We start from the raw sequence: 24,177 nt of genomic DNA, 5'->3' as shown, positions 1-24,177 counted from the left end.
CCTTCGGCTCAGGCGAGGCCGTATTTCTTCACTTTGTCGAACAGCGTGGTCTTGGCCATGCCCAGCTCCTGGCTGGCTTGGCTGAGGTTGCCCCCGGTGCGTTGCAGGGCATCGCTGAGCAGGTTGCGCTCGAAGGCCTCCACCGCTTCGGCGAAGCCCAGGCCTTGGCTGGCACCGCCGCCGCTTTTCTTGAATGCCGGCAGGCCCAGCGCGTAGCGTTCGGCGACATTGCGCAGTTCGCGCACGTTGCCCGGCCAGTCGTGGGCCATCAGACGCGACAAGGTCTGGCTGTCCAGCTCCGGCACCTCGCGGTCGAAGCGCAGCGCCGATTGCTGGAGGAAGTGCTCGAACAGTTGCAGGATGTCCTCGCGGCGCTCGCGCAGCGGCGGCAGCTCGAGGGTGACCACGTTCAGGCGGTAGTACAGGTCGCTGCGGAACTGGCCGCTCTGGCCCATGGCGTCGAGGTCGGACTTGGTCGCGGCGATCACCCGGCAGTCCACCGGGATGCTCTGGTTCGAGCCCAGGCGCTCCAGGGTGCGTTCCTGCAGCACGCGCAACAGTTTGATCTGCAGGTTGAGCGGCATGCTCTCGACCTCGTCGAGGAACAGGGTACCGCCATTGGCATGCTCGATCTTGCCGATGCGCCGCTTGCCGGCACCGGTGAAGGCGTTGGCCTCGTGACCGAAGATCTCGCTCTCGAACAGGTTTTCCGGCAGGCCGCCGCAGTTGAGGGCGACGAAGGGCTGGCCCTGGCGTCGGCTGAAGTCGTGCAGGCAACGGGCGACCAGTTCCTTGCCGGTGCCGGTCTCGCCCTCGATCAGTACGTTGGCCGAGGTGTCGGCGACGTTGGCGATCAGCTCGCGCAGGTTCTGCATGGCCGGCGAGCGGCCGATGATGCGCCCTTCGAGCGTGCTCTGGCCGGCCAGCTGGCGGCGCAGCGCATGCACTTCGCGGGACAGCCCGCGTTGCTCCAGGGCCCGGCGCACCACGTCCACCAGGCGCTCCGGGGAGAAGGGTTTCTCCATGAAATCGTAGGCGCCGTTGCGCATGGCTCCGACCGCCATGTCGATATCGCCATGGCCGGTGATCAGCACCACCGGCAAGCTGCGGTCGCGGGCCTTGAGCCGGCCGAGCAGTTCCAGGCCGTCCATGCCCGGCAGGCGGATGTCGCTGACGACGATACCGGCGAAGTCGTCGCCGATGCGTTCCAGCGCCCGTTCGGCGCTGCCCACGCCTTCGCAGGCGATGTCTTCCAGGGCCAGTGCCTGTTGGCAGCCGAGCAGCACATGCGGGTCGTCTTCGACGATCAGGACGGTGAGGGGCGCTTGGTTCATAGAGGCTCAGCCAATTCGGTTGGGGGCGTGACCAGGGGCAGGGCGAGGACGAAGGCGGTGCCGCCGCTGGCGGGATGCTCGACGCCCAGGGTGCCCTTGGCGGCGGCGGCGAGGCTCGCCGACAGGGTCAGGCCCAGGCCCAGGCCGTGCTCGCCCGGTTTGGTGGTGAAGAAGGGTTCGAACAGGTGCTTGCGTGCCTCGGCATCGATGCCGTGGCCGTTGTCGCGCACCCGCAGGCGGTACTTGTCGCCCTGCGGTTCGCCTTCCAGCCACAACTGCGGCTGAGGCTGGCCGGCCATGGCGTCCAGGGCGTTGCCGATCAGGTTGACCAGGATCTGCTCCAGGCGGGTCTGGTCGATGGCCAGCCGCTGGTCGTCGAACTGGCTGTGCAACTGCAGGTGGCAGCTGGCGATGCGGTTACCCAGCACCTGCAAGGTGGCCTCCACCGCTTTGGCCAGCGAGGCCTGGCCGCTGTCGTCGCCGCGGCGGGCGAACGAGCGCAGGCTGGCGGTGATGCGGCCCATGCGGTCGATCAGGTCGTTCATGGTGCGCAGGTTGGTGCTGGCGGTCTCCAGGGCACCGCGCTCGAGAAAACGCACGGTATTGCCGGACAGGGTACGCAGGGCCGCCAGGGGCTGGTTCAATTCGTGGGCGATGCTGGTGGACATCTGCCCGATGGCCGCCAGCTTGCCGGCCTGGACCAGTTCGTCCTGGGCGTGGCGCAGGGTCTGTTCGGCATGCCGGCGCTCGCGGATCTGGCCCTTGAGCCGCTCGTTGCTGGCGCGAAGGTCCGCGGTACGCTCGGCGATCCGCCGCTCCAGCTGGCTGTTGGCCTCTTCCAGGGCCTCGCGGGCGGCCAGGCGGGTGGCGATCACCTTGCGGCGCTCGTTCCAGGCGATCGCCAGGATGGCCAGCAAGGCGAAGGCCGCGCCCACCAGGATGCCCTGCACCGTGGATTCGCGGTGCAGGTCCTGCAGCGGAGTGAGCAGGGTGAAATGCCAGGGGGTGTCGGCCAGGCGCCGGGTCTGGGTCAGGTAGGCCACCTCGTGGGGCTTGCTGCGGCCGTTCTCGCTGTTGGCCGGGAAGGTCAGCTTCTCGACGCCATCGGCCAGGGTTTCGCGAGCCAGGGGCTGCAACTCGTTCAGCGGCCACCAGTAGTACTGCAGGCTGCGCGCCAGGCGCTCCTTGATCTGCGGGGTCAGCGGGCGCACCGACTTGAGGCGGCGGGCCGGATCGCTGGAGAGGATGATGATGCCGTTCTCGTCGTTGACGAACGCCTCCAGGCGGGCGCGTTGCCAGCGCTCCTCGAGGGTGTCCAGGCGGACCTTGATCACCGCCACGCCGATGATCTTGCCATGCTCCTCCAGGCCGTGGGCCAGGTAGTAGCCGGCCTCGCCGGTGGTGCTGCCGATGCCATAGAAGCGCCCAGGCTCGCCGCGCACGGCATCCTGGAAATAGGCACGGAACGACAGGTCCTCGCCGAGGAAGGAGTCGGCATCGCGCCAGTTGCTGGTGGCCTGGACCCGGCCGTTGGTGTCGAGGACGAAGATCGCCCGGCTGCGGCTGCGGCGGTTCAGGCCCTCGAGGTATTCGTTGACCCGCTGGCGAAAACCGCTGTCAGGGTCGGTGAGCAACTGCGAGACGCTGTTTTCCAGCTCCAGCAGGCTCGGCAGGTAGGTGTACTTGCTGATCTCGCTCTCGACGGTGCGCGCGTGCAGTTCCAGCTGGCGCTCGCCATTCTCGCTCAGGGCGCGGATGCCGTTGCTCTCGCTGACCAGGTAGCCGGCCATGCCCAGGCCGACCATCAGCAGGATGATCAGGGGCGGTAGGAGCAACTGGCGGATCAAGCGGGATTTCACGGCAGGCTGGGCAGGGCGAAGGAGCGAAGGGTCGCATTTCATCACAGTGGCCTTGTCACCACCAGCATCCGCTGCCCGGCGGGGCCGGGCAGCGGCGTGGGGCCTGCTCAGTGCTGCAGGATCTTGCTGAGGAAGTGCTGGGTACGCTGGTCGCGGGCGGCCTGGTCGCCGAAGAACTCTTCCTTGGTGCAGTCTTCGATGATGTTGCCCTTGTCCATGAAGATGACCCGGTTGGCGACCTTGCGGGCAAAGCCCATCTCGTGGGTCACGCACATCATGGTCATGCCTTCATGGGCCAGTTCGACCATCACATCCAGGACTTCGCTGACCATTTCCGGGTCCAGTGCCGAGGTCGGTTCGTCGAACAGCATGACGATCGGGTCCATCGACAGGGCGCGGGCGATCGCCACGCGTTGCTGCTGACCGCCCGAAAGCTGGCCAGGGTGCTTCTTGGCCTGGCTGCTCAGGCCGACCCGCTCGAGCAGGGCCAGGCCTTTCTTGGTGGCCTCCGCTTCGCTGCGGCCGAGCACCTTGCGTTGGGCGATGGTCAGGTTCTCGGTGATGGTCAGGTGCGGGAACAGCTCGAAGTGCTGGAACACCATGCCGACCCGCGAGCGCAGCTTGGGCAGGTTGGTCTTGGGGTCGGCGATCGAGGTGCCGTCGACCACGATGTCGCCCTTCTGGAACGGCTCGAGGGCATTGACGCACTTGATCAAGGTGGACTTGCCCGAGCCGGACGGGCCGCAGACCACCACCACCTCGCCTTTCTTGACTTCGGTGTTGCAGTCGGTCAGCACCTGGAAGTCTCCGTACCACTTGTTGACGTTCTTGATGGAAATCATACGGCGATCCTTTTTTGCAGGCGCTTGACCAGCCACGAAGCGGTGAAGCTGATGAGGAAGTAGACGACACCGGCGAAGATCAGGAACTCATGGGAGCGCCCGATGATGTCGCCGTTGGAGCGTGCCGAATTGAGGAAGTCCACCAGGCCCACGGTGTAGACCAGCGAGGTGTCCTGGAACAGGATGATGCTCTGCTGCAGCAGCAGCGGGGTCATCTTGCGGAAGGCCTGGGGCAGGATGATCAGGCGCATGGTCTGGCCATAGGTCATGCCCAGGGCCTGGGCGGCGCCCATCTGGCCCTTGGAGATCGATTGCACGCCAGCCCGCACGATTTCGCAGAAGTAGGCGGCCTCGAACATCATGAACGCCACCACGCAGGAGGTGAAGGCACCGACCGGGGTGTCCTCGCCGGTGATCCAGCGCAGCACGAATGGCACGGCCAGGTAGAACCAGGTGATCACCAGCAGCAGCGGGATGGAGCGGAAGTAGTTGACGTAGGCGCCGGCGATGTTCGACAGCAGCTTGCTCGACGACAGGCGCATCAAGGCCAGGATGGTCCCCAGCACGATGCCGCCGATCACGCCCATGACCATCAGCCTGAGGGTCATCAGCATGCCTTCCCAGAGCGCAGGCAGGGCCGGGACGATCTCGGTGAAATCCATGTCCATTACTTACCTCCCACGGAAATCAGGCCAGGTACCGAGACTTTCTTCTCGACCATGCGCATGAGCAGCATCAGGCCCATGTTCAAGGTGAAGTAGATCAGGGTGGCCAGGGTGAACGCCTCGAACAGGTTGGCGGAGAACTCGGCGGTCTGCTTGGTCTGGGCCAGCAGCTCCATGAGGCCGATCAACGAGGCCACGGAAGAGTTCTTGAACACGTTCAGGAACTCCGAGGTGAGCGGCGGAATGATGATCCGGTACGCCTGCGGCAACAGGACGTTGGTGTAGATCTGCGGCATGCTGAAGCCCATCGCACGGGCGGCCGCTTCCTGGCCGCGCGGCAGGGCCTGGATGCCGGTACGCACCTGTTCGCAGACCCGCGCGGCGGTGAACAGGCCCAGGCAGATGACCACGCTGATCAGCGCCGAGGTGGTCGGGTTGAGGTCCTGCTTGAACCATTCCTGCAGGCCTTCGGGCAGCAGGTCCGGTACCAGGAAGTACCAGATGAACAGCTGCACCAGCAGCGGCACGTTGCGGAACAGCTCCACGTAGGCGGTGGCGATGCCGGCCACCAGGCGGTTCGGCACGGTGCGCATGACGCCGAGTATGGAGCCCAGCAGCAGTGCGATGATCCAGGCGGAGACGGCGATGGCGATGGTCCATCCCAGGCCGGTGAGGTACCAGTCCAGGTAGGTTTCGCTGCCCACGCCGGTGGACTTGAAGAACACGCCCCAGTCCCAGTTGTAATTCATCGGGATTTCCCCTCAGACGGTTGTTTCACGGGCACCTTCGAACATCCGAGGGCGGTATGCGCCCTCGGATGAAAGGTTAGACACTAACGAGTGGCCCGTCGGGTTAATTCGCGCTCGAGGTGAGCCACGGGCCACGTTCAGGGGTCAGGACTGCTTTTCGTCCGCTGCCTTGTCGGTCGGCTCGGCGATCAGCTTCTTCAGCTCTTCGCTCATCGGGAAGTTCAGGTTCAGGCCTTTTGGCGGGATCGGTTGCTGGAACCACTTCTCGTAGGTCTTGTTGATCTCGCCCGACTTGTAGTACTCCACGATCGCCTCGTCGACCGCTTTCTTGAACGCCTCGTCACCTTTGCGCACCATGCAGCCGTAGATCTCGTAGGACTGCGGGGTACCGGTGATGACCCAGTCGGCAGGCTTGCGTGCCTTGGCCATTTCGCCGGCGAGCAGGGCATCGTCCATCATGAAGGCCACGGCGCGGCCGCTTTCGAGCATGTTGAAGGCTTCGCCGTGGTCCTTGGCGGAGATCACGTTCATCTTCATCTGCTTGTCGGCGTTCATCGCCTTGAGGATGCGCTCGGAGGTGGTGCCGGCGGTGGTCACCACGTTCTTGCCGGCCAGGTCCGGGAAGTCCTTGTAGGCCGGCTGGCCGTCCTTGACCTTGGTCAGCAGGCGGGTACCGACTTCGAAGATGCCCACGGAGAAGCCGACCTGCTGCTGGCGTTCGACGTTGTTGGTGGTGGAGCCGCATTCCAGGTCGACGGTGCCGTTCTGCACCAGCGGGATGCGGGTCTGGGAGGTGACCAGGTTGTAGCGGACCTTGATGTCGGTGCCCAGTTGCTTTTTCAGGTGCTCGACGACGGCCAGCTGGATGTCGTGGGAGTAGCCCACGGGTTGTGGCTTGCCGGCCAGGTAGGAAAACGGAATGGAGGAGTCGCGGTGCCCCAGGGTGATGGTCCCCGAGTCCTTGATCTTCTTCAGGGTGCCGGTCAGTTCCTCGGCCATGACTGGCGAAGCGATGACCGCGGCCGCGATGGCGGCGCCCAACAGATGACGAACGATGCGCATCAAATTTTCCTCGACGTTGTTTTTTTTATGGAGCCGTTGGCGGACTCTTCGTTCAACGAATACAGCATGAAGCGGTGTGCATTCGGCTACCAAGTGTAGAGCATGACTCATGCCAAGCCCTGATACTGATCATAACGCCGCGTAAATACTGGGGATTAATCTTTTCTGACGGTTTTCCAGGGAATGTTTGTGTACGGATTTCCGAATGGATGGGTGTGAGCCGTTCGGGAATCCGAACGGGTTGGCGGTTGTGTGCAGGCCTGCCATTCGGGGCCGCTTCGCGCTCCATCGCCGGCAAGCCGGCTCCCAGGTTCGGCACCGATCTCAAGAACGGCACGACCACCCTGTGTGGAGTCGGTTTGCCGGCGATGGGCTGCAAAGCAGCTCTATTGGCAGAAGCAGGTCCAGGCCAGGCTCAGGCCGCACGCACGCGCGCACGGTTCGACTCGGCACGCTGCAGGTACTCGCGCAGCCCCTGCTGCTCGGCCTGGCTGGTGAACAGACCCAGCTTGGTGCGGCGCCAGAGGATATCGTCGGCGCTGATCGCCCATTCCTCGCTGCACAGGTAATCCACCTCACGGCTGAACAGGCCGCCGCCGATGGCCTGACCGAGGTCCTCCGGACCCTGCACGCCTTCGAGCAGGCGCCAGGCTCGGCTGCCGTAGGTTTGCACCCAGCGCCTGGCAATATCCTCCGGCAACCAGCTGCAGCGGGCCAGCAGGCCGTCGACCAGGGCCTGGACGGTGGTCATGCGCTCGCCGCCGGGCAAGGGCGCGCTGGCGGTCCAGCTGTCGCGCATGTGGGTGAAGAACGGCCGTAGTTCCGCCATGGCCGACTCGGCCAGCTTGCGGTAGGTGGTCAGCTTGCCGCCGAACACCGACAGCAGCGGCGCCTGGCCCTCGGCGCTGGACAACGCCAGGGTATAGTCGCGGGTGACCGCCGAGGGGTTGTCCGATTCGTCGTTGCACAGCGGCCGTACCCCGGAATAGGTGTGCAGGATGTCGGCCCGCCCGAGCTGGTGGTTGAAGTGCTCGTTGACCACCTTCAGCAGGTAGTCGGTCTCCGCCTCGGTGATCGCCACCTCGGCCGGATCGCCGCTGTATTCGCGGTCGGTGGTGCCGATCAGGGTGAAGCGCTCCAGGTAGGGGATGGCGAAGACGATGCGCTGGTCTTCGTTCTGCAGGATATAGGCATGCTCGCCCTCGTACAGGCGCGGCACGATCAGGTGGCTGCCCTGGATCAGACGGATGCCGTAGGGCGCGTCGAGCCCCAGGTCGTCCTTGATGAAGCTGGCGACCCAGGGGCCGGCGGCGTTGACCAGGGCACGGGCACGGATGGTCTGCCGGCTGCCATCGGCGAGCGACAGCTCTACCTGCCACAGGCCATCGACCCGCTCGGCGCCCAGGCAACGGGTGCGAGTGCGGATGTGTGCGCCTTTCTCGCGGGCGGCCATGGCATTGAGCACCACCAGGCGGGCGTCGTCGACGGCGCAATCGGCGTATTCGAAACCGCGGGTGATGGCGGGCTTGAGCGGGTTGCCCGGGCCGAAGCGCAAGCTGCGCGAGGCGCCCAGGCGCTTGCGCTTGCCCAGGTGGTCGTAGAGGAACAGGCCGGCGCGGATCATCCAGGCCGGCCGCAGGTGCGGGCGGTGGGGCAACACGAAGCGCATCGGCTTGACGATGTGCGGCGCCTTGGCGAGCAGCACCTCGCGCTCGGCCAGCGCCTCGCGGACCAGGCGGAACTCGTAGTGCTCCAGGTAACGCAGGCCGCCGTGGATCAGCTTGCTGCTGGCCGACGAGGTGTGACTGGCGAGGTCGTCCTTTTCGCAGAGCAATACCTTCAGGCCGCGCCCGGCCGCGTCGGCGGCGATGCCCACGCCATTGATACCGCCGCCGATCACGGCGAGGTCGTAGCAATCGGCGAGGGGGAGCAAGGACGAAGCGGGCTGTGACACGGGAAGGCCTCCGGGAGTGCTGTTCATATCGAATGTGAACATTTATGTTCGTTTTCGAAAATACTAGCGCAATGAAACGCCTGTCGCCAGTCAGTCCTTATAGGAAAAGCTGATCAGATGACAAGAAAATGAACATTATCGAACATAAGGTTGGCGCTTTGCGGTGAGGCAGTTGCCGTTTGGGGCTGCAAGGCAGCCCCAGCGCCCTTGAGAAGGAGCGCGAGTGGTCTGGACAGCAGTCCTGGGCTGCTCAGACCACTTCCAGGCGGATCTTGTGCTGGTTGAGTAGCTGGGTCAGGGCGGGAGAGGGCGCCTGGTCGGTCACCAGGCAGTCGACCAGGCTGATCGAGCCGAGGCGTACCATGGCGTTGCGGCCGAACTTGCTGGAGTCGGCGGCGAGGATCACCTGGCGGGCATTGGCGATGATCGCCTGGGATACCCGGACTTCCTGGTAGTCGAAGTCCAGCAGGCTGCCATCCTCGTCGATGCCGCTGATGCCGACCAGGGCGAAGTCGACCTTGAACTGATTGATGAAGTCGACGCTGGCCTGGCCGACCACACCGCCGTCGCGGCGTACGGTGCCGCCGGCCACCAGCACCTCGAAATCATCCTTGGCGCCGAGGATCGCGGCCACGTGCAAGTTGTTGGTGATGACCTTCAAGTGGTTGTGGTTGAGCAGGGCACGGGCGATGGATTCGGTGGTGGTGCCAATGTTGATGAACAAGGAGGCATGGTCGGGAATCTGCCGGGCCACGGTTTCGGCGATGCGCTGTTTCTCGTCGCGCATCTGGTCGGCGCGCATGGCGTAGGCGGTGTTCTCGATGCTCGAATCGTAGGCTGCGCCGCCATGGTAGCGGCGCAGCAGGTTGCCTTCGGCGAGCTGGTTGATGTCGCGGCGGATGGTTTGCGGGGTGACGACGAACAGCTGGGCCATTTCTTCGATACTGACGTAACCGCGCTCGCGCACCAGTTCGAGGATTTGTTGTTGGCGGGGAGGCAGATTCATGGGCGGTCCTTTTGGGCTGCCGGACAAATTCTGCAATGAAACCAAAAGGCAGCGGCAAGCGGCAAGCTACAAGCGACAAGAAAAGCCGAACACGCCAGCCGGTGTCCCTATGCTTGGCTTGCAGCTTGCAGCTTGCAGCTTGCAGCTTGCAGCTTGCAGCTTGCAGCTTGCAGCCTACGCCTCCCAATCGCGGGTACGATCCACCGCTTTCTTCCAGCCGGCGTAGAGCTTCTCCTTCTGCGCCTCGTCCAGCTGCGGGCTGAACTCGCGCTCAATGATCGCCTTGTCGCGCAACTCGTCCAGGCCGCTCCAGAAGCCGCAGGCCAGGCCGGCCAGGTAGGCGGCGCCGAGCGCCGTGGTCTCGCGCATCCTTGGCCGTTCGACGCAGGTGCCGAGGATGTCGGCCTGGAACTGCATGAGGAAGTTGTTGGCCACCGCGCCGCCGTCCACGCGCAGTTCGCTCAGGCGCTGGCCGCAGTCCTGCTGCATGGCGTCGAGCACGTCACGGGTCTGGTAGGCGATCGACTCCAGGGCCGCACGGATGATGTGATCGACCTTCACCCCACGGGTCAGGCCGAACAGTGCGCCACGGGCGTAGGGGTCCCAGTACGGTGCGCCAAGGCCGGTGAAGGCCGGCACCAGGTAGACGCCGTTGCTGTCCTTGACCTTGCTGGCGAAATATTCGGTGTCGAAGGCATCGTTGACGATCTTCAGTTCGTCGCGCAGCCATTGCACGGTGGAGCCGCCGTTGAATACCGCGCCTTCCAGGGCATAGGCCACCTCGCCGCGAGGGCCGCAGGCGATGGTGGTGAGCAGGCCATGGGAAGATTTCACCGCTTTGTCGCCGGTGTTCATCAGCAGGAAACAGCCGGTGCCATAGGTGTTCTTGGCCTGGCCGGGCTCCACGCACATCTGGCCGAACAGTGCCGATTGCTGGTCGCCAGCGATGCCGGCGATGGCGATGCCGCTCTTGGTATGGCCGTACACCTGCGAAGACGGACGTACCTCTGGCAGCATCTGCCGTGGAATGCCAAGGATCTCGAGGAGCTTCTCGTCCCACTGCAGGGTGTGGATGTTGAACATCAGGGTGCGCGAGGCATTGGTGTAGTCGGTGACATGCACCTTGCCACCGGAGAATTTCCAGATCAGCCAGCTGTCGACGGTGCCGAACAGCAGCTCGCCCCGTTCGGCGCGGGCCCTGGCGCCGTCGACGTTGTCGAGGATCCACTTGAGCTTGGTGCCGGAGAAATACGGGTCGGTGACCAGGCCCGTGGTTTCGCGGATGTACGCCTCATGGCCGTCGCGCTTGAGCTGCTCGCAGATCTCGGTGCTGCGCCGGCATTGCCAGACGATGGCGTTGTACACCGGGCGGCCGGTTTCCTTGTCCCAGACCACGGTGGTCTCGCGCTGGTTGGTGATGCCCAGCGCGGCCACCTGGGCATGGCTGATGCCGGCCTGGGCCAGGGCTTCGACCATGGTCGCGCTCTGCGTGGCGAAGATTTCCATCGGGTCGTGCTCGACCCAGCCGGCCTGCGGATAATGCTGCACGAACTCGCGCTGGGAGGTACCGACCACGTTGGCGTCACGGTCGAAGATGATGGCCCGCGAACTGGTGGTGCCCTGGTCCAGGGCGATGATGTAGTTCTTGTCCTGGGTATCTGTCATGTCGGTGGCCTTGCACAAAATAGGAGTAGGTCAGGGCAGGCCGGGCCCGGGGCCCGGCGGCGGCGTCAGGAAACCTGGGTGTCGCCCTGAGGATTATCGTCTGTTTGCCGGTTCGCGGCTTGTGCCATCGGCAGGTGGCGGGCGATCAGGCCGCGATACAAGGCGGCGCCCAGGCAGGCGCCGAGGATCGGAGCGAACAGCGGCACCAGGAAGTAGGGCACGTCGCGTCCGCCGGTGAAGGCGATCTCGCCCCAGCCGGCCAGGAAGGTCATCAGCTTGGGCCCGAAATCCCGCGCCGGGTTCATCGCAAAGCCGGTGAGCGGGCCCATGGCACTGCCGATCACGGCGATCAGCAGGCCGATGAGCAAGGGCGCCATGGCGCCGCGGGGCAGGCCGTTGTCGTCGTCGGTCAGGGCCATGATCACCGCCATGAGGATAGCGGTGATGACCAATTCGACCAGGAAGGCCTGGGCGATGGACAGCGCCGGATGCGGGTAGGTGGAGAACACCGAGGCGAGCTCCAGGCTGGCCTGGCTGCCACGGGCCATGGCGTGGGCTTGTTCGAAATCGAAGAACAGGTTGCTGTACAGGGTGTAGACCAGCGCGGCGGCGCAGAAGGCACCGCAGACCTGGGCGAGGACATAGAACGGCAGCTTGCGCTTGTCGAAGCCGGCGAACAGGCACAGGGCGATGCTCACGGCCGGGTTCAGGTGCGCGCCGGACACGCCGGCGGTGAGGTAGATCGCCATGCTCACGCCGATCCCCCAGATGATGCTGATTTCCCACAGGCCGAAGCTGGCGCCGGCGACCTTGAGCGCGGCGACGCAGCCTGTGCCGAAGAAGATGAGCAGAGCGGTGCCGAGGAACTCGGCCGTGCACTGGCCGGAAAGCGTCGGTTGTCTTGCAGCAGTCGTCATGTATGACCTCGGTTCTTGTTGTTGTGAGGCGCTGGGCGCTCGACAGCAAAGCCCGGTGTCTATCCCCATTGACCCCGGGCGGACGTAAGAAAATGCACCTTAAAAGTGCATAGAATATTCGCAAACGAAAAAATATAGACAAGAAACGCTGATGTCAAAGGTCGAAAGTGAACGGTCGGCCACAATCTGACTGGTTGCATTCACTGCGAACTCGGAGGTCGTGAGGCATGTCAGCCATGTGCTGGCTGGCCTGTAGGATTTGCCCTAAAGTAGCCGCCGACCTGTCATCGACTGGAGCCGTACATGACCCCCGCCCTCGACCTGCTGAAGAAGGCACGTGCCGAACACCGCGTGCACAGCTACGAACATGATCCCAAGTCTGCGTCCTATGGCCTGGAGGCGGCGGAAAAGCTCGGGCTCGATCCCCAGAGGGTGTTCAAGACGCTGCTGGCCTGCAGCGAGAAGGGCGAGTTGCTGGTGGCGGTGGTGCCGGTGGGCGGCACCCTCGACCTGAAGGCGCTGGCCCAGGCGGCGGGCGTGAAGAAATGCGAGATGGCCGATCCAGCTGCAGCGCAGCGCGCCACGGGGTACCTGGTGGGCGGGATCAGCCCGCTGGGGCAGAAGAAGCGCTTGCGCACCTTCATCGACGAATCGGCGCAACAGTTCGAAACCATCCATGTGAGCGCTGGACGACGCGGGTTGGAGGTGGAGCTGGCGGCGGCGGTGCTGGCTACGCATACCCAGGCGACGTTCGCCGGGATTGGGCGGGGCTGAGTTTTTGCCGTTGCGAAGCTTGAGCTGGCCCTTTCGCGAGCAAGCCCAAGCTCCGCTGAAACTCAGGTCGCCGAACTGTAGCGTCGTACCCCGTTCTCCGGGCGTGGCAACTGCGCCGCGACGCTGCCTGGTGCCGGGAACAGCACCAGGTGGTCGGCAGACACGGCAATGCCGACATCCTCGCCGACCTGATGATCGACATGGCTCGGGAAGATCGCCTCCAGCTGGCTGCCGGTGGGCAACAGCAGGCGATACAGGGTAGAGGCGCCGAGGAAGCTCTTGCCGATGATGTTCGCCCGCAGGTCGCTGTCCGGTGCGTAGACGATGTCGTCCGGGCGCAACAGCACATCCACCGAACTGCCTGGCGCCATGATGTAGGCACGGTTGCCGCGCAGCTCGCCCAGCTCGGTATTGACCGCCTCGTGGCTGCTCATCTGCCCGCGGATGAAATAGCCCTGGCCGATGAAGCTGGCCACGAAGGGCGTCTGCGGTTCGTGGTAGAGGTTGTAGGGCGTGTCCCACTGCTCCAGGCGTCCTTCCCTGAAGACGCCCACATGGTCGCTGACGGCGAAGGCTTCTTCCTGGTCATGGGTCACCAGGATGGCACTGGTCCCGCGGCTCTTGAGAATGTCGCGGACCTCATGGCTCAGGCGCCGGCGCAGTTCCACGTCGAGGTTGGAGAAGGGTTCGTCGAGCAGCAGCAGTTGTGGTTCCGGAGCCAGGGCCCGGGCCAGGGCCACGCGCTGTTGCTGGCCGCCGGACAACTCATGAGGATAGCGTCCCCCCAGCTTGCCGAGCTTGACCAACTCGAGCATCTCCTCGACCACCTCGCCCTGGCGTGGATGCTTGCCCAACCCGAAGGCGATGTTCTGCGCCACGGTCAGGTGCGGGAACAGGGCGTAGTCCTGGAATACCATGCCGATCCGGCGTTTTTCCGGCGCGAGGGTGAAGCCGGCGCGGGAAATGACCTCGCCGGCCAGCTGGATCTCGCCTTCGTGCACCGGCTCGAAGCCGGCGATGGCGCGCAGGGTGGTGGTCTTGCCGCAGCCCGAGGAGCCCAGCAGGCAACCGATGTCGCCTGCGTTCAGGTGCAGGTTGAGGTTCTGGACGATGCGCTGGTCGCCGTAGCCGCAGGCGAGGTTGCGCAGGTTGAGCAATAGGGGTTGACTCATGCGTGGTGGTAAGCCGGTTCTACAAGGAATTCCAGAAGGGCCTTCTGCGCATGCAGGCGGTTCTCGGCCTGGTCCCAGGCGACCGAGCGTGGGTCGTCGAGCAGGTCCAGGCTGATTTCCTCGCCACGGTGGGCGGGCAGGCAGTGCATGAACAGGGCGTCGGGTGCCGCCAGGTCGAGCAGTTCGCGGTTGACCTGGTAAGGCGCGAAATGCGCCAGGCGCCGTGCAGTTTCCTCCTCCTGGCCCATGGAAGTCCAGACATCCGTGCTCACCAGGTGAGCGCCGCGCACCGCTTCCTTCGGGTCGCGCATGACTTGCACGCGATCGCCGGCCTGGGCGAGGAAGCGCGGATCGGGCTCATAGCCCTCCGGGCAGGCCACGCGCAGTTGGAAGTCGAACTGGATCGCCGCTTCGACATAGGTGTTGCACATGTTGTTGCCATCGCCGATCCAGGCCACGGTCTTGCCCTGGATCGAGCCACGGTGTTCGAGGAAGGTCTGCATGTCGGCCAGCAGCTGGCAAGGGTGCAGGTCGTCGGACAGGCCATTGATCACCGGGACGCGCGAGTGAGCGGCGAACTCGGTCAGGGTGCTGTGGGCGAAGGTACGGATCATCACCGCATCGAGCATGCGCGACATGACGATGGCGCTGTCGCCGATCGGCTCGCCGCGGCCCAGCTGGGTATCGCGGGGCGACAGGAAGATGGCCTGGCCGCCGAGCTGGATCATGCCGGCTTCGAACGACAGGCGGGTGCGCGTGGAGGACTTCTCGAAGATCATCCCCAGCACGCGGTTCTTCAGCGGCTCGAACAACACGCCGCGGTTACGCAGGTCCTTCAGCTCGATGCCTCGACGGATCACGCCGAGCAATTCGTCAGCAGTGAAATCCATCAGGGAGAGAAAGTGCCTAGCGCTCATGATTGACTACCTTATCTGCAACGGTTTGCAGGTCGACCGTATGGGTTTTCTTGACAACGGGAGTGACCTGCGGCGTAAGCCGCACGGGGCGGACGGAATAGGGAAAGGCGCAATACTATAATTAAATGTCGCCTCAAACCAAGGGGGGAACGGTCGCTCTGTTGCAAAGGATGTCGTAACCCGTTGTGCAGCGACTGTTTTTTATTTTCTACAGGTTTTGTACACGGCTTGCAGGCCGCTTGGCAAACCTTGCGTCGCCAATCGTGCCGCCTGATGTCGCGGGATTCATGCGGCGAACCTCGCTGGTCGGCGCTGCGGGGCGAGCGCATAGTCGCAGTTCCACAACGTCACGGCGGAGGCGGCCATGAGCACGACCTTGCATAACCGAGCCTGTCACCTGTGCGAGGCCATTTGTGGCCTGAACATCGAACTGGCCCACGAAGCCGATGGGCGGGTACGCATCGCCTCGATCAAGGGCGACCCGCACGACCCGTTCAGCCGTGGCCATATCTGCCCCAAGGCCGTGGCCCTGCAGGACATCCAGGACGACCCCGACCGCTTGCGCCAACCCCACCGGCGGGTCGGCGGGGGCTGGCAGCCGATCGCCTGGGACGAGGCCTTCGCCCTGGCCGCCGACAGGCTGTGGAGTATCCAGCAGGCCCATGGGCGCAATGCCGTTGCGGTGTACCAGGGCAATCCCAGCGTGCACAACTACGGGCTGATGACCCACAGCAACTACTTTCTCGGCCTACTCAAGACCCGCAACCGTTTTTCCGCCACCTCGGTGGACCAATTGCCCCACCATCTGGCCAGCTACCTGATGTACGGCCATGGCCTGCTGTTGCCGGTGCCGGATATCGACCACACCGATTTCATGCTGATCCTCGGCGGCAACCCGCTGGCTTCCAATGGCAGCATCATGACCGTGCCGGATGTGGAGAAGCGCCTGAAGGCCCTGCGTGCGCGGGGTGGTCGGCTGGCGGTGGTGGATCCTCGGCGCAGCGAGACAGCGGCGATGGCCGACCGTCACCTGTTCATTCGCCCCGGTGGCGACGCTGCGCTGCTGGCGGCGATGCTCAACACCCTGTTCGCCGAGGGCCTGGCCCAGGGCTCGCACCTGCCAGTGAACGGGCTCGAGCAGGTACGCGAGGCGATTATGCCGTTCAGCGCCGAGGCGATGAGCGGGCTGTGCGGTATCGCGGCGGCCGATATCCGCCAACTGGCAGAGGATTTCGCGGCGGCCGAGCGGGCGGTGTGCTATGGGCGCATGGGCGTTTCCACCCAGGCCTTCGGGACCCTCTGCCAGTGGCTGGTGCAATTGATCAACCTGGTCAGCGGCAATCTCGACCGCGAGGGTGGGGCGCTGTGCACCGAGCCTGCGGTCGACCTGGTGGGCAGTACCTCGGGCGGGCATTTCAACCAGTGGCAGAGCCGGGTCTCGGGCCTGCCGGAATATGGTGGCGAGCTGCCGGTGGCTGCCTTGGCCGAGGAAATCCTGGCGCCCGGCGAGGGGCAGGTGCGGGCGCTGGTGACCGTGGCCGGCAATCCGGTGTTATCCACGCCCAATGGCCGGCAGTTGGACGAGGCCTTGGCGGGGCTCGACTTCATGCTCAGCATCGACCTGTACATCAACGAGACGACCCGTCACGCCGACCTGATCCTGCCTTCTACCTCGGCGCTGGAAAACGACCACTACGACACCACCTTCAACCTGCTGGCGGTGCGCAATGTCACGCGCTTCAACCGGGCGATCCTGCCCAGGCCGGAGGGCGCGTTGCACGACTGGGAGATCTTCGTCGGCCTGGCCAGGGCCTACGCCGAGCGTGCCGGGCTGGCACTCAAGCCGACCCTGGCACCGGCGCAGATGATCGACCTGGCCCTGCGCCAGGGCCGCCATGGCGACGATTCACCCTGGCGGTTGTCGCTGCAGACCCTGGATCGCCATCCCCACGGCCTGGACCTGGGGCCGTTGCGGCCGAACCTGGCCGGGCGCCTGCGCACCGCCAGCCAGGCCATCGAGGCGGCGCCTGCGGCCTTGCTGGACGACCTGCAACGCCTGGCTCGGCAGAGGCCGCCTGCACCGGACCAACTGCTGCTGATCGGTCGCCGGCATGTGCGCAGCAACAATTCCTGGATGCATAATTTCCATCGGCTGGTGAAAGGCAAGCCACGCCATCAGTTGCTGATGCATCCGCAGGACCTGCAGGCGCGCGGGCTGGCGGATGGCCAATGGGTGCGGATCCGCTCGCGTACAGGTGAGCTGGAAGTGCAGGTCCAGGCCAGCGAGGAGATGATGCCGGGCGTGGTCAGCCTGCCTCATGGCTACGGGCACGGGCGCCAGGGCGCGCAATTGCGCATCGCCAGCAGCCAGCCCGGGGTCAGCGCCAATGACCTCACCGACGAGCACCTGCTCGATGCTGTATCGGGCAATGCCGTGCTCAATGGCGTCCCTGTGCATGTGGAGGCCGCCTGAAGGCCGGCAGGGCCGAGCATGCTGCTCGGCTTTCCGTTACAATGCGTCACCGTGCCGACGACCGCGTCGGAAAGTTCAGCCGAGGTGCTCCATGGATATCATCGAAACAATCAAAGAGCAGATTGCCAACAACACCATTCTGCTTTACATGAAAGGCTCGCCGAACGCCCCACAGTGTGGCTTCTCGGCGCGTGCCGCGCAGGCCGTGATGGGTTGTGGCGAGAAGTTCGCCTACGTCGACATCCTGCAGAACCCGGAAATCCGCGCCAACCTGCCCAAGTACGCCAACTGGCCGACCTTCCCGCAACTGTGGGTCGGCGGTGAGCTGGTCGGCGGCAGCGACATCATGCTCGAGATGTTCGAGAAGGGTGAGCTGCAGACCCTGATCAAGGAAGCTGCCGCCAAGGCCAAGGCTTCCGAGGCCTGAATCGGCCATCGTCTGGGAGGCCGCTGACGTATTCACGGCCGGTCTTTCAGCCGCCATTCTGGGGCCGCTTCGCGGCCCATCGCCGGTTTGCCGGCGAGCAGCCTCAATGCCGCTTGCCTGGCTGGCATATGAAACAAGGCCGCTCCACAGGCATGGCGCTATTCTTCATAAAGCGCTGTGCGTGTGGAAGCGGCCTTGTGTCGTGAAAGGACTGCGAGGCAGCCCTGACCATTGCTTGCCTTATTCTTCGCCCATCTGCGACTGCAGGTAGTTCTCGATACCGATCTTGTCGATCAGGCCCAGCTGGGTTTCCAGCCAGTCGATATGTTCTTCCTCGGATTCGAGGATGTCTTCCAGCAGCTCGCGCGAACCGAAGTCGCCGGCAGTCTCGCAGTGGGCGATGGCGGCCTTGAGGTCGACCAGGCCTTTCTGCTCGATCTTCAGGTCGCATTCGAGCATTTCCTTGGTGTGCTCGCCGATCAGCAGCTTGCCCAAGTCCTGCACGTTGGGGATGCCTTCGAGGAAGAGGATACGCTTGATCAGTTTGTCAGCGTGCTTCATCTCGTCGATGGATTCCTTGTACTCGTGCTTGCCGAGCTTGTTCAGGCCCCAATCTTCGTACATGCGCGCGTGCAGGAAGTACTGGTTGATCGCGACCAGCTCGTTTCCGAGGATCTTGTTGAGATGCTGGATGACGCTTACGTCGCCTTTCATGTCGGGTTCCTGCCCTGTAGAAGTGTGCCAATACAAGGAAGTTTGAGCCCGATAACTTCTTCTGTCAAACCTAAGTTATTGAATAATAAGTGAAATTTAATAGGAATAAGAATGTTTGTGAACCGCGTTATGGTGCTAACTTATTGAATTTCAGACATAAAAAAACCGGACACAAGGTCCGGTTCTTCGAATTCGTTGTCTCTAGGCCACGTTGAATTCAACGGGGTAGGGCAGGGCGGCTTGCTGGCTGACCTGCAGGTCGGTCAGGGTTTCGCGGACCACCTGCTTGGCCAGGCAGGCGCATTTGCCGCATTGGCTGCCGACATTGGTGGCGGCTCGGACTTCCTTGTAGCTGCAGCATCCTTCATAGATCGCATCGCGGATCTGTCCGTCGGTAACGCCGACACAAAGACACACATACATAAGGTCAGACCATCGCTGGTTGATTTGATGGCTTGGAGATTAATGGTAATGAGAATGCTTGTCAAAGCGCATTCTCGCCCGGTGCGCATTCGCGCGACCGGCGGTTGGCATTCGGCCTGTCACGCGAAGCCGTGTATGATGGGCGGCCTTTGTCGGATGCCGGGCGGGCCTACCCGTCCGGGCCACGGTTTTTCACCATCATCAGGAGATAACGAATGAGCGTGCTCGTTGGTAAACAAGCCCCGGATTTCACCGTTCCAGCCGTGCTGGGCAACGGCGAGATCGTCGACAGCTTCAACCTGGCTTCGGCCATCAAGGGCAAGTACGGCCTGGTGTTCTTCTACCCGCTGGACTTCACCTTCGTCTGCCCGTCCGAGCTGATCGCCCTGGACAACCGCATTCCTGACTTCCAGGCGCGCGGTGTGGAAGTGATCGGCGTGTCGATCGACTCGCACTTCACTCACAACGCCTGGCGTAACACCCCGGTCGACAAGGGCGGTATCGGCCAGGTCAAGTACACCCTGGCGGCCGATATCTCTCATGAGATCTGCAAGGCCTATGACGTCGAGTCCGAGGGCGGCGTTGCCTTCCGTGGCGCCTTCCTGATCGACAAGAACGGTGTCGTTCGCTCGCAGATCATCAACGACCTGCCGCTGGGCCGTAACATGGACGAACTGCTGCGCCTGGTCGACGCCCTGCAATTCCACGAAGAGCACGGCGAAGTCTGCCCGGCCAACTGGAAGAAAGGCGACAAGGGCATGACCGCTTCGCCGGAAGGCGTCGCTGCCTACCTGAGCGAGAACGCCGGCAAGCTGTAATCGCCCGCGAAAAAAAACCGGCCTTCGCGGCCGGTTTTTTTTCGCTTGGGGTTTCGAGAAAAAGCTGTTCGTGCCCGACTCTCGCTTGCCGCTCAGTCGTTGAAGTCCCGCCAGCCGCCCATTTCCTTCCAGCGATTGACGATGCCGCAGAACAGCTCGGCAGTCTTCTCCGTGTCGTAGCGTGCCGAGTGGGCCTCGCGGCCGTCGAAGTCGATGTCGGCGCTCTGGCAGGCTCGCGCCAGGACGGTCTGGCCGTAGGCAAGGCCCGCCAGGGTGGCGGTGTCGAAGCTCGAGAAGGGGTGGAACGGGTTGCGCTTGAGGTCGTTGCGCGTCACCGCGGCATTGAGGAAGCCCAGGTCGAAGCTGCTGTTGTGGCCGACCAGGATCGCCCGCTTGCAGCCATTGGCCTTCAATGCCTTGCGCACCCCGCGGAAGATGTCGGTGAGCGCGGTTTCCTCGCTCACCGCCATGCGCAGCGGGTGATCCAGCTTGATACCGGTGAACTCCAGGGCCGCCGGCTCGATGTTGGCGCCTTCGAACGGCTCGACGCGGTAGAAGTAGGTGTGCTCCGGGAACAGGAAACCCTTCTCGTCCATGCCGATGGTGACCGCGGCGATCTCCAGCAACGCATCGGTGGCGCAGTTGAAGCCACCGGTCTCGACGTCGACCACCACCGGCAGGTAGCCGCGAAAACGCTCGGCCATCGGATGGCGCGAACCACCGCCTTGACCTTCCTGGTCATCATCAAAGAGAACTTCGCTCACGCCTTGCCCTCCAGCAGGCGCCAGCGCAGTTTTTCACCGGCGCGCAGCGGGACCACGGTGTTGTCGCCGAACGGCAGGCTGTCCGGGGCGGCCCACTCTTCGCGGACCAGGGTAATGGTGTCGGTGTTGGCCGGCAGGCCATAGAAGGCCGGGCCGTGCAGGCTGGCGAAGCCTTCCAGCTTGTCCAGTGCGTTGCGTTGCTCGAATGCCTCGGCATACAGCTCGATGGCCGCATAGGCGGTGTAGCAGCCGGCGCAGCCACAGGCGGCTTCCTTGGCATGGCGGGCATGCGGCGCCGAGTCGGTGCCGAGGAAGAACTTGGGGTTGCCGCTGGTGGCCGCGTCCAGCAGCGCCACCTGGTGGGTGTTGCGCTTGAGGATCGGCAGGCAATAGAAGTGCGGGCGGATACCGCCCACCAGCATGTGGTTACGGTTGTACAGCAGGTGCTGGGGGGTGATGGTCGCGCCGACGTTGGCGGGCGCCTCGGTGACGAATTGCGCGGCATCGGCAGTGGTGATGTGCTCGAACACCACCTTCAGCGTGGGGAAGCGCTCGACCACACGCCGCATATGCTCGTCGATGAAGCGCTTCTCGCGATCGAACACGTCGATTTCCGCGCGCGTCACCTCACCGTGCACCAGCAGCGGCATACCGGCCTCGGCCAGGGCCTCGAGGGCTGGGAAGATATTGTCGATGCTGGTCACGCCCGAATCGGAGTTGGTCGTGGCGCCGGCCGGGTACAGCTTGGCGGCGTACACGAAACCGCTGGCCTTGGCCGCGCGGATATCCTCGGGGCTGGTGCGGTCGGTGAGGTACAGCACCATCAGCGGCTCGAAGCGGCTGCCGGCAGGCCGCGCGGCGAGGATACGCTCACGGTAGGCACCGGCTTCGGCGGCATCGCGCACCGGCGGAACGAGATTGGGCATGACGATGGCGCGGGCGAAGGTGCGCGCCACATCGCCGACGGTATGGGGGAGGACGGCACCATCGCGCAGATGGATGTGCCAGTCGTCGGGGCGCAGGAGGGTCAGGCGATCGGACATTGGGGATTCCAGGCGGTTCGAACTCAAGGACGAATGCTACCGGAAAACCCCGGGGCGAGCACGGCTATCAAGTTTTCCGGGCGGCGTCCGATAGCCTGCTGGTAAGCCGCCAGAATCTGTGGAGCCGCCTGTGCGCCAGCGTTACCTAGCCCTGTTCACCCTGCTTGCCAGCCTGCCGGCTGGGGCACTGACCTTCCAGACGCGCGTGGAGAACATCGCCTGGACAGTCGAGGGCGATCAGTTCGAATGCCGGCTGGTCCAGCCGATCGACGGTTTCGGCAGTGGCGAGTTCGTGCGGCGAGCCGGTGAACAGGCGGTTTTCCAACTGCGCTCGCACAGCAACGTCCTGGGCGCAGGCTCGGCGACCTTGCTGGCCGCCGCGGCGCCCTGGCAGCCCGGGCGGGGCGACATCAACCTCGGCGCGGTACGACTGGGGCGCAGCGGGGTGCTCTTGAGCTCCTCCCAGGGCCAGGCCAGCCGTTTGATCAATGGCCTGCTCGATGGGCGCAGCACGGTGGTGCGCAACTACACCGGCGAAGGTGGCAGGCCCATGGAAGTGCGCGTGCTGCCGGTGAGTTTCGCCAAGGCCTACAGCGACTACCAGCTGTGCGTGGGCAAGCTGTTGCCGATGAACTTCGACCAGATCCGCCAGACCCAGGTAGGCTTCCCCAGCGCGGGCATCGACCTGGACAGCGCGGCCCGCGCCCGCTTGGACGTGATCCTCGACTACCTCAAGGCCGACCCGTCGGTGAACCACATCGAGCTCGACGGTCACTCCGACAACAGCGGCAATCGCCTGACCAACCGTGACACCTCGCGGCGCAGGGCCCTGGCGGTCGCCGACTACCTCAAGGCCCACGGCGTGCCCGACGAGCAGATCAGCGTGCGCTTCCATGGCGAGCGCTACCCGCTGGTGAAGAACAACAGTGCCGCCAACCGTGCGCGCAACCGCCGGGTCAACATCACCCTCGATCGTGTCACGCCGGTCGAGCAGCCCCAGCAAAAGCCTGCTGCGCAGCCACCTGCGGCGCCGGCAGCCAACGCACCGGCCCCTGCTACCGCCGTACCACCGGCCGGCAAGGCGTCCTGAGTGCGACCGGTGGTCGCGCTCTCGACAGTTCTTGTCGCTTTGTCGTCACAAGCTGTCGCCCCACTGTAAATTTTTCGGCAGGGCCGGTAGAATCGACGGCTTTCCGTACAACCCCGTGGAGTGATGGCATGGCGGACGTAAAAAAGGTCGTACTGGCGTATTCCGGCGGCCTTGATACTTCGGTGATTCTCAAGTGGCTGCAGGATACCTACAACTGCGAAGTGGTGACCTTCACCGCTGACCTGGGGCAGGGCGAGGAGGTCGAGCCGGCCCGCGCCAAGGCACAGGCCCTGGGCGTGAAAGAAATCTACATCGACGACCTGCGCGAAGAGTTCGTGCGCGATTTCGTCTTCCCGATGTTCCGCGCCAACACCGTCTATGAAGGCGAGTACCTGCTGGGTACTTCCATCGCCCGTCCGCTGATCGCCAAGCGCCTGATCGAGATCGCCAACGAAACTGGCGCCGACGCCATTTCCCATGGCGCCACCGGCAAGGGCAACGACCAGGTGCGCTTCGAGCTGGGCGCCTATGCGCTCAAGCCAGGCGTCAAGGTCATCGCGCCATGGCGCGAATGGGACCTGCTGTCCCGCGAGAAGCTGATGGACTACGCCGAGAAGCACGGCATCCCGATCGAGCGCCACGGCAAGAAGAAGTCGCCGTACTCGATGGACGCCAACCTGCTGCACATCTCCTACGAGGGCGGTGTCCTGGAAGATACCTGGACCGAGCACGAGGAAGACATGTGGCGCTGGAGCGTCTCCCCGGAGAACGCCCCCGACAAGCCGACCTACATCGAGCTCACCTACCGCAACGGTGACATCGTCGCCATCGACGGCGTCGAGATGACCCCGGCCACCGTGCTGGCCACCCTCAACCGCATCGGCGGCGAGAACGGCATCGGTCGCCTGGACATCGTCGAGAACCGCTATGTCGGCATGAAGTCCCGCGGCTGCTACGAAACCCCCGGCGGCACCATCATGCTCAAGGCCCACCGTGCCATCGAGTCGATCACCCTGGACCGCGAAGTCGCTCACCTGAAGGATGAGCTGATGCCCAAGTACGCCAGCCTGATCTACACCGGCTACTGGTGGAGCCCGGAGCGCCTGATGCTGCAGCAGATGATCGACGCCTCCCAGGTCAACGTGAATGGCGTGGTGCGCCTGAAGCTGTACAAGGGTAACGTCGTCGTCGTCGGCCGCAAGTCGGACGACTCGCTGTTCGATGCCAACATCGCGACCTTCGAGGAAGACGGTGGCGCCTACAACCAGGCCGATGCCGCTGGCTTCATCAAGCTCAATGCACTGCGCATGCGCATTGCCGCCAACAAGGGCCGTTCGCTGCTCTGATCGGCATGTAGGGCAGACAGACCCCCGGCCTTGTGCCGTAATGCTGCTCACTTAAGTCGGATATGACATCGATTGGGGCTGCCTTGCAGCCCTTCGCGGGCGAGCCCGCTCCTACAGGATCGTGCATTCCTCGAGGTTTGCAGCGTAGCTTGTGGGAGCGGGC

At 64.1% G+C, this 24,177-nt stretch carries 22 protein-coding genes; 6 read left to right on the top strand and 16 right to left on the bottom strand.

Annotated features, from left to right (window positions below):
* Positions 1-8: 8 nt before the first annotated feature.
* The 10 genes from WCE05_RS15295 to WCE05_RS15250 all read right to left on the bottom strand — a co-directional run bounded on the left by WCE05_RS15295 (position 9) and on the right by WCE05_RS15250 (position 12,053).
* Positions 9-1,334, bottom strand: coding sequence for a sigma-54-dependent transcriptional regulator (locus WCE05_RS15295; protein WP_368816138.1), 1,326 nt, complete (start codon positions 1,332-1,334; stop codon positions 9-11).
* Positions 1,331-3,235 carry an ATP-binding protein gene (locus WCE05_RS15290; protein WP_368816137.1) on the bottom strand — a complete coding sequence of 635 codons (1,905 nt, stop codon included), beginning with the start codon at positions 3,233-3,235 and terminating at the stop codon, positions 1,331-1,333. Before WCE05_RS15290 ends, WCE05_RS15295 begins: the two co-directional genes overlap by 4 nt.
* Before the next feature lie 65 nt (positions 3,236-3,300).
* Positions 3,301-4,035: an amino acid ABC transporter ATP-binding protein gene (locus WCE05_RS15285; protein WP_225788113.1), complete on the bottom strand. Its 735-nt coding sequence runs from the start codon at positions 4,033-4,035 to the stop codon at positions 3,301-3,303.
* Positions 4,032-4,703, bottom strand: a complete 672-nt coding sequence (locus WCE05_RS15280; RefSeq protein WP_225788114.1) for an amino acid ABC transporter permease — start codon at positions 4,701-4,703, stop codon at positions 4,032-4,034. Before WCE05_RS15280 ends, WCE05_RS15285 begins: the two co-directional genes overlap by 4 nt.
* Positions 4,703-5,449 (bottom strand): amino acid ABC transporter permease, encoded by a 747-nt coding sequence (locus WCE05_RS15275; RefSeq protein ID WP_225788115.1) that lies wholly within the window; start codon positions 5,447-5,449, stop codon positions 4,703-4,705. Before WCE05_RS15275 ends, WCE05_RS15280 begins: the two co-directional genes overlap by 1 nt.
* A 144-nt stretch (positions 5,450-5,593) precedes the next feature.
* On the bottom strand, positions 5,594-6,511 hold the full coding sequence (locus WCE05_RS15270) for a glutamate/aspartate ABC transporter substrate-binding protein (RefSeq protein ID WP_225788116.1): 918 nt from the start codon (positions 6,509-6,511) through the stop codon (positions 5,594-5,596).
* Between the two features lie 415 nt (positions 6,512-6,926).
* Positions 6,927-8,465: a glycerol-3-phosphate dehydrogenase gene (gene glpD, locus WCE05_RS15265; protein WP_253091429.1), complete on the bottom strand. Its 1,539-nt coding sequence runs from the start codon at positions 8,463-8,465 to the stop codon at positions 6,927-6,929.
* Positions 8,466-8,715: 250 nt separating this feature from the next.
* Positions 8,716-9,471 (bottom strand): DNA-binding transcriptional repressor GlpR, encoded by a 756-nt coding sequence (gene glpR / locus WCE05_RS15260; protein WP_225788118.1) that lies wholly within the window; start codon positions 9,469-9,471, stop codon positions 8,716-8,718.
* 174 nt (positions 9,472-9,645) lie between these two features.
* A complete protein-coding gene (gene glpK, locus WCE05_RS15255; protein WP_225788119.1) occupies positions 9,646-11,136 on the bottom strand; it encodes a glycerol kinase GlpK in 1,491 nt (496 codons plus the stop codon).
* A gap of 65 nt (positions 11,137-11,201) precedes the next feature.
* Positions 11,202-12,053, bottom strand: a complete 852-nt coding sequence (locus WCE05_RS15250) for an MIP/aquaporin family protein (protein WP_225788120.1) — start codon at positions 12,051-12,053, stop codon at positions 11,202-11,204.
* A 303-nt stretch (positions 12,054-12,356) separates the two neighbouring features.
* Here WCE05_RS15250 and ybaK point away from each other — a divergent pair, with 303 nt between their 5' ends.
* Positions 12,357-12,827 (top strand): Cys-tRNA(Pro) deacylase, encoded by a 471-nt coding sequence (gene ybaK / locus WCE05_RS15245; protein ID WP_225788121.1) that lies wholly within the window; start codon positions 12,357-12,359, stop codon positions 12,825-12,827.
* Positions 12,828-12,889: 62 nt separating this feature from the next.
* On the opposite strand, the gene WCE05_RS15240 is transcribed toward ybaK, so the two are convergent.
* Together WCE05_RS15240 and argF are read right to left on the bottom strand one after the other, a co-directional pair.
* Complete coding sequence (locus tag WCE05_RS15240) at positions 12,890-13,999, bottom strand: ABC transporter ATP-binding protein (protein WP_225788122.1); 1,110 nt, start codon at positions 13,997-13,999, stop codon at positions 12,890-12,892.
* A complete protein-coding gene (argF, locus tag WCE05_RS15235; protein WP_368816136.1) occupies positions 13,996-14,916 on the bottom strand; it encodes an ornithine carbamoyltransferase in 921 nt (306 codons plus the stop codon). Before argF ends, WCE05_RS15240 begins: the two co-directional genes overlap by 4 nt.
* A gap of 364 nt (positions 14,917-15,280) precedes the next feature.
* Between argF and WCE05_RS15230 the strand changes: the two genes are divergently transcribed.
* Together WCE05_RS15230 and grxD are read left to right on the top strand one after the other, a co-directional pair.
* Positions 15,281-17,389: a molybdopterin oxidoreductase family protein gene (locus tag WCE05_RS15230; RefSeq protein ID WP_368816135.1), complete on the top strand. Its 2,109-nt coding sequence runs from the start codon at positions 15,281-15,283 to the stop codon at positions 17,387-17,389.
* A 91-nt stretch (positions 17,390-17,480) separates the two neighbouring features.
* A complete protein-coding gene (gene grxD, locus WCE05_RS15225) occupies positions 17,481-17,816 on the top strand; it encodes a Grx4 family monothiol glutaredoxin (RefSeq protein WP_043206518.1) in 336 nt (111 codons plus the stop codon).
* Positions 17,817-18,056: 240 nt separating this feature from the next.
* Here grxD and bfr read toward each other — a convergent pair whose 3' ends face one another.
* Together bfr and WCE05_RS15215 are read right to left on the bottom strand one after the other, a co-directional pair.
* Complete coding sequence (gene bfr / locus WCE05_RS15220) at positions 18,057-18,530, bottom strand: bacterioferritin (RefSeq protein WP_225788125.1); 474 nt, start codon at positions 18,528-18,530, stop codon at positions 18,057-18,059.
* Between the two features lie 201 nt (positions 18,531-18,731).
* Positions 18,732-18,953, bottom strand: a complete 222-nt coding sequence (locus WCE05_RS15215; protein WP_225788126.1) for a bacterioferritin-associated ferredoxin — start codon at positions 18,951-18,953, stop codon at positions 18,732-18,734.
* A gap of 215 nt (positions 18,954-19,168) precedes the next feature.
* Here WCE05_RS15215 and WCE05_RS15210 point away from each other — a divergent pair, with 215 nt between their 5' ends.
* Positions 19,169-19,771 carry a peroxiredoxin gene (locus WCE05_RS15210; RefSeq protein ID WP_225788127.1) on the top strand — a complete coding sequence of 201 codons (603 nt, stop codon included), beginning with the start codon at positions 19,169-19,171 and terminating at the stop codon, positions 19,769-19,771.
* A 92-nt stretch (positions 19,772-19,863) separates the two neighbouring features.
* Here the strand turns inward: WCE05_RS15210 and rnt are convergent, their stop codons facing one another.
* Both rnt and pyrC read right to left on the bottom strand, forming a co-directional pair.
* Entirely contained in the window at positions 19,864-20,535 is a 672-nt protein-coding gene (gene rnt / locus WCE05_RS15205; RefSeq protein ID WP_225788128.1) for a ribonuclease T, read from the bottom strand.
* Complete coding sequence (gene pyrC, locus WCE05_RS15200; RefSeq protein WP_225788129.1) at positions 20,532-21,578, bottom strand: dihydroorotase; 1,047 nt, start codon at positions 21,576-21,578, stop codon at positions 20,532-20,534. The genes rnt and pyrC overlap by 4 nt, the downstream gene beginning before the upstream one ends.
* Before the next feature lie 130 nt (positions 21,579-21,708).
* Between pyrC and WCE05_RS15195 the strand changes: the two genes are divergently transcribed.
* Positions 21,709-22,668 (top strand): OmpA family protein, encoded by a 960-nt coding sequence (locus WCE05_RS15195; RefSeq protein ID WP_368816134.1) that lies wholly within the window; start codon positions 21,709-21,711, stop codon positions 22,666-22,668.
* 128 nt (positions 22,669-22,796) lie between these two features.
* Positions 22,797-24,014: an argininosuccinate synthase gene (locus tag WCE05_RS15190; protein ID WP_225788131.1), complete on the top strand. Its 1,218-nt coding sequence runs from the start codon at positions 22,797-22,799 to the stop codon at positions 24,012-24,014.
* Positions 24,015-24,177: the final 163 nt, after the last annotated feature.

The organism is Pseudomonas sp. I2 (assembly GCF_040984075.1).
In the GTDB taxonomy this organism is placed as follows: domain Bacteria; phylum Pseudomonadota; class Gammaproteobacteria; order Pseudomonadales; family Pseudomonadaceae; genus Aquipseudomonas; species Aquipseudomonas guariconensis_B.
Note: the sequence above shows the minus strand (reverse complement) of the source record. Positions and strands in the feature narration are given on the sequence as shown.